The following is an 11,425-nucleotide window of genomic DNA, read 5'->3' on the forward strand; positions in this document are numbered from 1 at the left end:
GAGACAAGCAAAATGGCTGAAAAAGTTGTTGTTATTTATTCAGGAGGCATGGACTCCTTTACGGTATTAAACCGCGCCTTAAAAGACGGCAAGCAGGTTTACGCCCTCTCGTTTGATTACGGCCAGCGCCATGTCAAAGAGCTCGAATGTGCCAGCGAAGTCTGTAAAAAACTCAATGTACCTCATAAAATCATCGATATTTCCGCGATAAATGAGTTACTTGCCGGTTCATCCCTTACCGATGACATTGAGATCCCCGAAGGACATTATGAAGAAGATTCCATGAAGTCCACGGTAGTCCCCAACCGTAATATGATCTTATTATCGTTGGCAGTAGGTTATGCGGTATCGGTAAAAGCCAGTCAGGTATATTACGGCGCCCATTCAGGGGATCACGCCATCTACCCCGACTGTCGTCCGGAATTTGTCATGAAGATGAACGATGTCTGCCAAATCGCCAATTATGAGCCGGTGGAAATCTTCAGCCCCTACCTCAAAGTCAGCAAAACCGACATACTCACCGACGGTATTGCCATGGGATTGGATTACAGCCAGACCTGGACCTGTTATAACGGCCGGGAAAAGGCCTGTGGTAAATGCGGCGCCTGCCAGGAGCGTTTAGAAGCCTTTGCAGAGAATAAGGTAAGCGATCCTATCCCCTACGAAGCATAATATCCACAGGCACAGGTAAAAAAGAAAACGCCCGTTTGGGCGTTTTCATTATCTACAAGCTGCTATCTTAGGGGCTAGACTAGCCCAGGCTAATACCTCGCCTTAGCTGCTAGCGCTTCTTATCCAGCGCCTGTTGTATTTCATCCAGCTCCTGCGCCGTCAAATCAGCTGCCGATAATAACCGGATAATGGTCTCTTTGCCGACAGTCTTACTTTTATCGCCCGAGATGATTTTAATCACTTTATTACCGTCTACCGACTCGAAAAATTTATGGTGGCTGAGTCCATGGCCCGCTTCATCGACATCCACCACTATCACCCGCTCTTCTCCCGAGTCACCGTTTAACTTTACTTTTACCAGTTCCTTTGCCGCATCTTTGGCTTCAACAATCAGCTTTTTGAGCTTGATATTATCTTCACCAAACTCGACATCGGTTAAAACCGCTGATACTGTCTCGCGAACATCTTGGGGTAAGCCGGATAATGCAGCTTCCAGCGCTTCTTTATCCTCCAGCGCCTGCTTAGGCACTTCCACCCGGATAAACTCCCCGTTAACATTCGCGAAAATGCTGGCATCGCCGCCATCACCGGCTTTAACCTTAAATTCTTTTACCTTTGTTACCGGCTCTGCCGGCAAAGCAGATACCTGAGTAGTTAATGTTAAACCTGCCAGGGTCATGGCTAATACCAGAGATGAACTGCGAAAATTAATCATAATACTTTCCTTAAAATAAGATATCGGATATTGGTCACATTAAAGAGAGCGATAATTGTGCCGAATCTGATTAATGACTATTTTTCAATAACTTAACCAAAGAAAAGCAGAGAATACCCCATTTAATGTATCCATGATTTACCCATATAAGGAAGTCAGTTTCCCGATATCAGGAAATGAATGGCTGCCCGTGCTATCAAAATAAAACCGCCCTTTAATAAAAGTTATAACCACTTGTTTTAGCGGGAATTAATTTTATTTCATTTTCACCTGATGTTGGCATTATACTTGATGCATTTCCTGTGTTTTCAGCCGATAGAATTGTTAAATATGTCGTTAAAAAGTTATTTATTTGCCTTGATCGGCGCCCTGATAGTGTTGTTAACCCTGTCACAACTGGCGCTGGTGTACTGGCTTGAATATAAGGTGGCCGATGATGTCGACCAGCAAGCCAGGTTTTTAACTAAAGAAGTCATCGATATTGCCATTGAACGCATTGATGATGAACAGATTAAAGTAGTTGAAACACCGAAAGCAGCAACAAAGCACCAGCAGCCAAGACAAGAAAATACCCGCGTACTGTTGATTGAAAAGCAGCTCCCCGATAAAACCATACTGAAAGAGCAGTTAATTCGCCTTGTTGATAACATACATGACAGCAAAACACTGCACTTTACCCAGGACTCCCCTTTTCCTAAGGTTATTTATAAAAAAACCGGGGACAGACAACAGCTAAGGATCAGCAACAATCCCCTTGGCCAGGACAGCAAAAATCTTATCGAGTCGATAAAAATCGCCTTAATCGGCTCGGCGGTCATTGCCCTGCTCTTTGCTTACTGGTTAAGCAGCCAGTTTAGTAAGCCCCTGAAAAGCCTGGCCTTAGGTTTTAAGCACCTGGCCGGCGGAGATTATCAACATCAGGTACCGGTCCAGGGGGTAAAAGAGATCAGCAAGACTATAGATCACTTTAATACTATGGTGGCGAAACTGGCGCAGCTGACGGAACAAGAAAAACAGCATAAAGAAATCGCCCACCTGGCAGAGCTTGGCGAAGTAAGCCGGGGCCTGGCCCATGCCTTAAGAAGCCCGATACATACCATAGGCTTATCGATTGAGCAGCTGACCCGGGACGAGTTAACCCCCGAGCAGAAAAAACAGCTTTCGGTTACCGTACGGGATAAGATCGGCAATATAGATAAAAATATTAAAGCCCTGCTCACCCTGACCACTACCGGCATCAGCCGCAACGAACACATTCCGCTGCTCGCGGTGGTACAAGATATTATCCTTGAATATAAGTCCAGCCAGGGTAAACGCCAGCTCTTTGACCTGCAATTTCCGGAAAGCTTCACCATTACCGCGGCAGAAACCGAAGTACGCAGCATCTTGCATACCCTGATCATAAACGCCTGTGAAGCCAACCCTGAAAACGCTAAGGTCTGCATCCGGGGAGCAGTTAAGGCAGACAACATACTGGAGATAACCGTCACAGATCAGGGACAGGGACTGGAGCCCAAGGTGGCAGATAAACTGTTCCAGCCCCATGTCTCAACCAAACCTTCGGGCGCCGGTATGGGTTTATATATCGCCCGGCGTATTATCAGGTCCCATTACCGGGGCAATATCACCCTAATCAATCATCTACAGGCAAACGGCTGCATCGCCACCGCCTCATTTACACAGAACCGGGAAGTATAATGTCCAACAACCATATCTTAGTCGTCGAAGATGATCATGAACAAAGAGCCTTAATATGCGACATTCTCACCCTGAGCCAATACCGGGTAACCGAGGCTGATTGTGTCGAGCAGGCCATTTTACTGATCAAGGAGCATCAATTCGATGTGATTTTCTCCGACTGGAAGCTCGGGCAACTAACCGGCATCGACCTGCTTAATTATGTCAGGAAAAATACCCCGCTCACGGGATTTGTTATTGCCACCGCCTACGGCACCATCAGCCATGCGGTAGAAGCCCTGCAACAAGGCAGCGATGATTACCTGCCCAAACCTTTCCAGCGCCAGGAATTATTGCTGACCATAGAAAAAGCCCTCAAAGCCAAAGAGCTGCGCAGCCAAAATCAACAACTAAGCGCCCAGCTGAGCGAACAAAAACAGCTTATCGGCCTGGTGGGCAAAGCCCCCTGTATGCAGGCGGTGTATCAGCGCATCGATAAAGTCAGCGCCACCAATGCGACCGTGCTGATTCTAGGGGAAAGCGGTACAGGTAAAGAACTGGCAGCACGGGCCTTACATGAGCGCTCTAACCGCAACCACCAGAAATTTATCGCCATTAACTGCGGCGCCATCGCCGAATCCCTGGCGGAAGCGGAATTATTCGGCGCAGAAAAAGGCGCCTACACCGGGGCCAACAATACCAAGATAGGCCGTTTTGAAGCCGCGGATCAGGGCACTATATTTTTAGATGAAATCGGCGAACTTTCTCCTTCGCTGCAAGCCCACCTGCTGAGGTTTCTTCAGGAAGGTACCATTTGCCGTCTCGGCAGCCATCAGGAAATCAAACTCGATGTCAGGGTGATCGCCGCCACCCACAGGGATCTGCAGCAGGAAGTTAAAGACGGAAATTTTCGCGAAGATCTGTTTTACCGCCTTAATGTCGTGCCTATCAAGATGCCGGCACTGCGCGAGCGTCAGCAGGACATTCCGTTGCTGGTGGATCATTTTATTAGCGTACACAGCAAACAGCACCAATGCCAGGCAGAGCCGCTGGGCAGTGAAAACTACCGGGCGCTGCTGGACTATCACTGGCCGGGTAATGTCCGGGAATTATCAAACCGTATCGAGCGCTTTGTGCTGTTAAACGATATAGATGAGCTGACCGCAAACATGTCGTCTGAGACCTTATCATCAAATGAAGGTGGCGAATTACCGCATGTTGATTTACCTGAGCAAGGCTTCAACTGGGAGGCCTTTGAGCGACAATGTCTGGCAAATACGTTGGACTTTCACCAAGGAAATCGTACGAAAGCGGCTAAATACCTGCAAATGTCCTACAAAGCATTTTTATACCGACTGGAAAAATTTAACATAAACAGTAAATAACAAACATTTTGTATACATTATAACCCCAGTGTCCTAGCTGCTTTTTTTTGATAGCCAATGGATATAACCGTTCAAGGGCCATGTTCTAGACTTAAAAGAGTATCCACTGTTTCACTGAGGAGCCTTTATGAGTGCAATATGGAAGAATCACGCCATGCATTTAGCGGATATGATCAAAGAAAATAACGAGACCAAAGCCCACTTATATCTGGAACAGCTGATGTTGTTCCCTGTCGATATTCAGGACCAGATTATTGAAGAAATAAGTAACTTGTCTCACTGCAGCAGTGACGCCGTAGCTAGCATTATTAACCATCATTCAATCATGGAACTGAAATAACGACAACTCTTTACTTTACATAATATATAAGTGGTATAAACATCTCCCTCAACCAGGAGGCCTAAGTGGCCAGTTGCTGCTCCCTGAGCTTGGCAATTTCGTCCCTGACTGCGGCAGCTTGTTCAAACTCTAAGTTTTGTGCATGTTGATACATAGCGTTTTCAAGCTGCTTAACCTTCTCGTCAATTTCCTGGGTGGATAACACTTTATAACCGGCTTTTTGCTCCGCTACCAAACGCTCACCTTCTTGTTCGGTTAATGGATCAAAGTTGGCGGTATCGACATCCATAACATCGGTAATTTTGCGTTTGACCCCGCGCGGCACAATATTGTTATCCAAGTTAAACTGATGTTGTTTTTCCCGGCGGCGCTCGGTTTCTTCGATGGCTTTTTTCATCGAGCCGGTAATGCGGGCGGCATATAAAATGGCCATACCGTTCTCGTTACGGGCGGCGCGGCCTATGGTTTGAATGAGCGAGCGTTCAGAACGCAGGAAACCTTCCTTGTCGGCATCGAGGATCGCCACCAGGGAAACTTCCGGCATATCCAAACCTTCGCGCAGCAAGTTAATGCCGATCAGCACATCAAATTTCCCTAAGCGGAAATCACGGATAATTTCCACCCGCTCAACGGTATCAACATCCGAATGCAGGTAACGGGTTTTGATGCCGTGCTCGTCCAGGTAATCGGTAAGATCTTCTGCCATGCGTTTGGTTAAGGTGGTTGCCAGTACCCGCTCATTTATTGCTACCCGCTTGTTGATTTCCGACAACAAGTCGTCCACCTGGGTTTCCACCGGGCGTACTTCAATTTTCGGATCCAATAAACCTGTGGGCCTGACCACCTGCTCGGCAATTTCATCACCGGACTTATCAACTTCATAATTACTCGGGGTCGCCGAGACATAAATGGTTTGCGGCGCCAGTGCCTCGAATTCATCAAACTTCATCGGCCGGTTATCCAGTGCCGACGGCAGGCGGAAACCATATTCCACCAGGTTTTCCTTACGGGATCTGTCCCCTTTATACATGGCGCCGATTTGCGGCACGGTAACATGGGACTCATCGATGATCAGCAAACCGTCGTCTGGCAGATAGTCGAACAGGGTCGGCGGCGCCTCCCCTTCTGCGCGGCCGGATAAGTAGCGGGAATAGTTTTCGATGCCGGAGCAGTAGCCGAGCTCGGTCATCATTTCAATATCAAACTGGGTACGCTGCACCACCCGTTGCTCTTCCACCAGCTTGTTATTGTCCTTAAGCTGCTGGGATCTGTGTTTCAGCTCGACCTTGATTTGCTCAACCGCCGCCAGGATTTTCTCCCTCGGGGTGGCATAGTGGGTTTTAGGATAAACCGTCACCCGGGCCAGTACCTGCTCGACACTGCCGGTTAAGGGATCAAACTGGCTGATACGTTCGATTTCTTCATCAAAGAGCTCAACCCTTAACGCCAGGCGATCGGATTCTGCCGGAAAAATATCGATGACATCACCGCGCACCCGGTAGGTTGCCCGCTGGAAGGCCATGTCGTTACGGGTATATTGCAGCTCGGCCAAGCGGCGCAGAATATCCCGCTGGTTGATAATATCTCCCACGCGCAGGTGCAACATCATTTTCAGGTAGGAGTCGGGATCACCCAAACCATAAATAGCCGAAACAGAAGCGACGATAATAACATCACGACGCTCAAGCAAGGCTTTGGTTGCCGACAATCGCATCTGCTCTATATGTTCATTAACCGAGGCATCTTTTTCAATAAAAGTATCTGTGGTCGGAACATAGGCTTCCGGCTGATAATAATCATAATAAGAAACAAAGTACTCAACGGCATTATTGGGGAAGAACTCTTTCATTTCCCCATAAAGCTGGGCCGCCAAAGTCTTATTCGGCGCCAACATCATAGTCGGCCGATTGAGTTCGGCAATGACATTGGCCACGGTAAAGGTTTTACCCGAACCGGTCACCCCGAGTAAGGTCTGATGGGCCAAACCGGCATCTACGCCTTCAAGCAACTGCTTAATGGCACCGGGCTGATCTCCCCCCGGGGTATAATCAGATACGAGTTCTAAAGACTTCATCAGGACATTACCTCTGTTTCTTTCACCTGTTCACATTTAAACTGTTTGGTAAATAAACGATAAGAAATACACGACATCACCAGGTTACCCGCCAAGGCCCCGATAAAGAATCCCTCTAAGCCGTATATTAAGCTGCCCAGATAAGCCAAAGGCACGTAACAGACAAATAAGCGAATGATGCTTAATACCAGGGCCACCATAGGTTTATGCAGGGCATTAAAAGAGGAGTTGGTTAAAATAATGATACCCTGCAGACCGTAACCTAAAGGCAAGATCCAGATAAATAAAATGATGATATCTGCAACCGCCTGCTCTTTGGCGAAGGCGTCGGCAATAAAGGGAGCAATAAGCACCAACAGCGCATAAACCAACACCTGCCAGGCAAGGACAAATTTTATCGAGCTTTTAAAAGCTTGCTCAACCCTGTGCATATAGCCGGCACCGAAATTCTGGCTGATAAAAGGCGGCAAGGTCATAGACAAAGCCAGCACCAGCAAACAGGCAATCGACTCAATGCGGGTACCGACACCAAAGGCTGCCACCGCAGATTCACCATAAGTGGCGACAATTGCCGTTAACACCGCCGCAGCAATAGGAGTCAGCATATTGGCCCCCGCAGCCGGTAAGCCGATATGCAGGATGCCTTTGCTTGATTTAATAAAGTCGGCAAGGGATAAAAGCTTAGTATGCACCAGCTGCTTTTTATGAATAAGAATATAAAGCACAACCGCGGTACCACATAACCAGGAGATCAGGGTGCTGATAGCCGCTCCCTGAATGCCCATGGCCGGCACCGGGCCAAAACCGAAAATAAAGATGGGATCTAATACCGCATTAATTAACCCTGCGCCCCCCATTATAAAGCTGGGGGTTTTGGTATCCCCTGAAGCCCGAAGCACGGCATTGCCTATCATGGGACCAATTAAACAGGCACTGCCCAGGAACCAGACATCCATATATAAATGTATGGTGGGCAACAGTGAATCTTCAGCGCCGAGCAGGGTAAAGATTTCATCGGCAAAAATATAACCGATATAGGCGAGCATAGAGACAATAACAGCGGCTAAATACAGGGCCGTGGTCGCAGAGTTTTTTGCCGCCTCGGAGTCACCGCTGCCAAGAAATTTGGCAATCACCGCAGAGGTCCCTATACCCAGACCTATAGTGAGACTTATCACGGTAAAGGTAATGGGAAAGGTAAAACTAATGGCCGCCAGCGGCTGAGTGCCGAGCAGACCGACAAAAAAGGTATCGACTAAATTAAACGACATCAGCAATATCATGCTGTAGATAACCGGTGTGGTCATACGTTTTAATGTTGGTGATACTGGGTCTTCGAGAAGATTTACCGGGGTCTTTATCTTAGTTTTTGTCATCAAAGCTCTTTTCTATAGGAGGTTAACCATCTTAACCTATGACACCCGGAGGAAGAATCCCTGAAATTAACTTTATAACCGGGCAAAAAAGCCATTGTAAAAGATACTGACCTCAGTCGCTATGTAAATATACGAATAAAGTGTTACACCGTTTTTCACCTGAGGGGAAATGTCGTTAAAAACCTACATTGTTCATAATCCAGGCAAACAATACCCACAATAGGCAAATACAAGCATACTTTGTTTAAAAATCAACCGGATAACAACAGTTATTAACAAACAACAACTACTCCTTTGATTTTAAAGAAAAAACTAAATATCAAATAAAACATCAATCGCCCTGCAACGCCTATGTTACCGTTTTAGCTCAGTTTTATTACAGAATAACTCACATAGTTATCCACAAGATTAGTGGATAACTATGTGGTTATTGTTCACAACTTAAATATCGATTGAAAAACCGGCAAAAATTGGCGGTATCGCCGTATTTTCGAATAAAATTCAAACGGCAGAAGAAGTGATTATGGATGGGGACTAGTGATGCCGATATAAATAACACTAAAAAAACACGGCTGAATTAATTTTATCTTTACCCGGCTAAGATAGAAGCCAACCCCGCATTTCAGTATATGACTGTCACAATAGTTGATAGCATTTGAGGCAAACAAACCTTATTCGTCTGCTGCGCCCATTAAGGACGCAGCCACTCTTGTACCCGTTAAGATTTAACAGCTGTATCAGGCAAGGCCTGACTTGCCGTTATTGCCAACTCCCCCTTGTTGATAGTTACGGTCACCTTTTCCCCAATAGAGAAACCGGCCTGTTCGAGCCATTTCCCCTGCAGGACAATACAAGGCTCAAGCTTTACCGGCACATAGTTAATGCCGACGCTCCGGGTTCTTACTCCCGGATTACGGATAGTTTCCAATACTTTAAGTTGACGGGTGGCGGGAGATTTTGCTTTTGCCGAGCCAAGCTCTGACGTATGATGATATTCAGCCATGACGGACTCCTTTTAAGTTCGTTTTGGTTAGCAATCTCTGGGTGCTGGTACACTCAGGGGTTGCGACTTGTGTTACTGCTTTTCTTTACCACGTTTGTTTGCGATAGCTGTTGCCGCATTGTTATAGCTATATGTTGTAACAATGCGGGATTGCTATGCCTGGATGCTCTCCTGATGTGCAAGAGAACACTATATAGAAAAGACCAACGGGCTGGTTAAATCAACAGGATGTTGATTTTATTTGTCAGGATTTTTTCGGATATGGGTAGACTTGTTTACAGTTGAAATTGCTCCTGCGATCCAACAATAGCCAACGGGTAAAAAAGACACTTTAAACTAAAAAAATCATAAACTTACTAGCTACAAATGAAACGTATGTTTGCTTACAGCCAAAGATCAGTTTCTTGCTCACCTATAACAGCCATAATTTCGGTTGTGTTATTAATAACTCGATAATAAATGCTATCTCGACCGCAGACACACCTTCTATAACCCGGGCGAATATGATCAACAGTTTGATATAAATAGGGAGAGCTTGCTATCTGTTCAAATTTATCAAAGAATGCATAAAAATAACTTTCGGCTTTTTTCTCCCCAAATTCAGCAACACCGTAAGCATATATTCTTTTTAAATCCTCTTTCGCATCGCAGGAAAGAAGGTAATCGCTCATCGTGATATAACACTTGCTTTAGCTTCAGCCAGGATCTCTGCTGCAGTTTGCTCGGTAAAGCCACTTTGCTCAGCTCGCTCAAGCTTCTGATTTATTGCTTCAGCACGCCTGGCCTTCCTTATCAAATCATTGATCAACTCGCTTTTACTTGAATATTCATCATTATCAACCTGTGATAACAGCCACTCTTCATTGGGCTTGGTCAATGTAATACTTTGTCGCGGCATAACAATTATCCTGAATGGTGCAATATATACACAAAATAGCACCATCGTATTAAAAAAACCAGCTTAGAAATTATACCGATGGCACTCTCCAATCTTAATTAGGCCAACCAAAATAACTCCAGTGACTATAAATATAATTAATAGTCACTGGAGTTATTACGGGTGGCCTATTAAGTTCACTCTGAAATAACACGAATTTTTGAGCAATACCGACGACTACGATATATAGGCAGCTTTATTGCTTCACTATCAAATACAAAGCTAAGATTATTAACTTCAACTTAGCGCCAGATTAGAAACACGACTAAAAATGGCGATATCTTCCCTCACCTGCCTGCAATTTAAGCAAACAAACAAATTATTCCATTTTTTGTTATTTTTGTGTTGACAGCTTCGCAAGCGCTCTTTAATATTCGGCCCCGTTGGTCAGACACCAACAAGTAAAACGATTCCCCAATAGCTCAGTTGGTAGAGCGACGGACTGTTAATCCGTGTGTCACTGGTTCAAGCCCAGTTTGGGGAGCCACCTAATAAAGGGCTGCAATTATTTGCAGCCCTTTTTCTTTGCCTGGAAAAACATACTGCCAGCAGCTCGAAGACCTGAGCGACGGACTGTACTCTTTATAAGCCCACCTCCTGCACTCACCCCATCTTTTTACCTTAACTTAAACCAAGCCCGATAATGACAGGTGATCAAATGTTCATTCACAAAGCCAAAATAAGTATATGGTTTTAAAACACAAACTTTCCCTTGTTCGAAAACAAAACAAAAAGCGGTGATATCCACAGCCACTTGTCCGCAATTTAAGCAAACGGACAAATTATTTCTTTTTTTCACTTTTTTGTGTTGACAGTATCGCCCGTGCTCTTTAATATTCGGCCCCGTTGGTCAGACACCAACAAGTAAAACGATTCCCCAATAGCTCAGTTGGTAGAGCGACGGACTGTTAATCCGTGTGTCACTGGTTCAAGCCCAGTTTGGGGAGCCACATTTTTAGAACTGGAATTTATTCGGGTTCTCGTAAAAGTAAAAGTTTATTCCCCAATAGCTCAGTTGGTAGAGCGACGGACTGTTAATCCGTGTGTCACTGGTTCAAGCCCAGTTTGGGGAGCCACATTTTTAGAACTGGAATTAATTCGGGTTCTTTTAGAAGTAAAAATTTATTCCCCAATAGCTCAGTTGGTAGAGCGACGGACTGTTAATCCGTGTGTCACTGGTTCAAGCCCAGTTTGGGGAGCCACCTTATAAAAGGCTGCAATTATTTGCAGCCTTTTTTCTTTGCCT

Annotated in this window: 10 protein-coding genes and 4 tRNA genes; 8 read left to right on the forward strand and 6 right to left on the reverse strand. The window is 45.7% G+C overall.

Annotation, left to right across the window (positions count from 1 at the left end; all coding sequences use genetic code 11):
• Positions 1–12 precede the first annotated feature (12 nt).
• A complete protein-coding gene (gene queC / locus QL234_RS31540) occupies positions 13–672 on the forward strand; it encodes a 7-cyano-7-deazaguanine synthase QueC (protein ID WP_281561699.1) in 660 nt (219 codons plus the stop codon).
• A gap of 109 nt (positions 673–781) precedes the next feature.
• Here the strand turns inward: queC and QL234_RS31545 are convergent, their stop codons facing one another.
• Positions 782–1,387: a hypothetical protein gene (locus QL234_RS31545; protein WP_281561700.1), complete on the reverse strand. Its 606-nt coding sequence runs from the start codon at positions 1,385–1,387 to the stop codon at positions 782–784.
• Between the two features lie 330 nt (positions 1,388–1,717).
• Here QL234_RS31545 and QL234_RS31550 point away from each other — a divergent pair, with 330 nt between their 5' ends.
• The 3 genes from QL234_RS31550 to QL234_RS31560 all read left to right on the forward strand — a co-directional run bounded on the left by QL234_RS31550 (position 1,718) and on the right by QL234_RS31560 (position 4,789).
• Positions 1,718–3,085 (forward strand): HAMP domain-containing sensor histidine kinase, encoded by a 1,368-nt coding sequence (locus QL234_RS31550; RefSeq protein ID WP_281561701.1) that lies wholly within the window; start codon positions 1,718–1,720, stop codon positions 3,083–3,085.
• Positions 3,085–4,449: a sigma-54 dependent transcriptional regulator gene (locus QL234_RS31555; protein WP_281561702.1), complete on the forward strand. Its 1,365-nt coding sequence runs from the start codon at positions 3,085–3,087 to the stop codon at positions 4,447–4,449. Before QL234_RS31550 ends, QL234_RS31555 begins: the two co-directional genes overlap by 1 nt.
• 127 nt (positions 4,450–4,576) lie before the next feature.
• Positions 4,577–4,789: a hypothetical protein gene (locus QL234_RS31560; RefSeq protein WP_274049949.1), complete on the forward strand. Its 213-nt coding sequence runs from the start codon at positions 4,577–4,579 to the stop codon at positions 4,787–4,789.
• Positions 4,790–4,850: 61 nt separating this feature from the next.
• Here QL234_RS31560 and uvrB read toward each other — a convergent pair whose 3' ends face one another.
• From uvrB to QL234_RS31585, 5 genes are all read right to left on the reverse strand, one after another.
• Positions 4,851–6,866, reverse strand: a complete 2,016-nt coding sequence (gene uvrB, locus QL234_RS31565; RefSeq protein WP_281561708.1) for an excinuclease ABC subunit UvrB — start codon at positions 6,864–6,866, stop codon at positions 4,851–4,853.
• The gene (locus tag QL234_RS31570) at positions 6,863–8,239 is read right to left on the reverse strand and encodes an MATE family efflux transporter (RefSeq protein WP_281561703.1); all 1,377 of its coding nucleotides are present in this window, start codon (positions 8,237–8,239) and stop codon (positions 6,863–6,865) included. Before QL234_RS31570 ends, uvrB begins: the two co-directional genes overlap by 4 nt.
• Positions 8,240–8,957: 718 nt before the next feature.
• Positions 8,958–9,242 (reverse strand): SymE family type I addiction module toxin, encoded by a 285-nt coding sequence (locus QL234_RS31575; protein ID WP_281561704.1) that lies wholly within the window; start codon positions 9,240–9,242, stop codon positions 8,958–8,960.
• Positions 9,243–9,625: 383 nt separating this feature from the next.
• A complete protein-coding gene (locus QL234_RS31580; protein WP_281561705.1) occupies positions 9,626–9,913 on the reverse strand; it encodes a type II toxin-antitoxin system RelE/ParE family toxin in 288 nt (95 codons plus the stop codon).
• Positions 9,910–10,140 (reverse strand): CopG family transcriptional regulator, encoded by a 231-nt coding sequence (locus QL234_RS31585; RefSeq protein WP_044833907.1) that lies wholly within the window; start codon positions 10,138–10,140, stop codon positions 9,910–9,912. The genes QL234_RS31580 and QL234_RS31585 overlap by 4 nt, the downstream gene beginning before the upstream one ends.
• 450 nt (positions 10,141–10,590) lie before the next feature.
• On the opposite strand from QL234_RS31585, the gene QL234_RS31590 reads away from it, so the two are divergent.
• The 4 genes from QL234_RS31590 (at position 10,591) to QL234_RS31605 (ending at position 11,381) form a co-directional block, all read left to right on the forward strand.
• Positions 10,591–10,666, forward strand: a tRNA-Asn gene (locus tag QL234_RS31590).
• Between the two features lie 387 nt (positions 10,667–11,053).
• Positions 11,054–11,129: transfer RNA gene (locus QL234_RS31595), tRNA-Asn, on the forward strand.
• A gap of 50 nt (positions 11,130–11,179) precedes the next feature.
• Positions 11,180–11,255: transfer RNA gene (locus tag QL234_RS31600), tRNA-Asn, on the forward strand.
• A gap of 50 nt (positions 11,256–11,305) precedes the next feature.
• A tRNA-Asn gene (locus QL234_RS31605) sits at positions 11,306–11,381 on the forward strand.
• Positions 11,382–11,425: the final 44 nt, after the last annotated feature.

Origin of the sequence: Thalassomonas sp. RHCl1 (assembly GCF_947387555.1) — a bacterium.
Taxonomy (GTDB): Bacteria; Pseudomonadota; Gammaproteobacteria; order Enterobacterales; family Alteromonadaceae; genus Thalassomonas.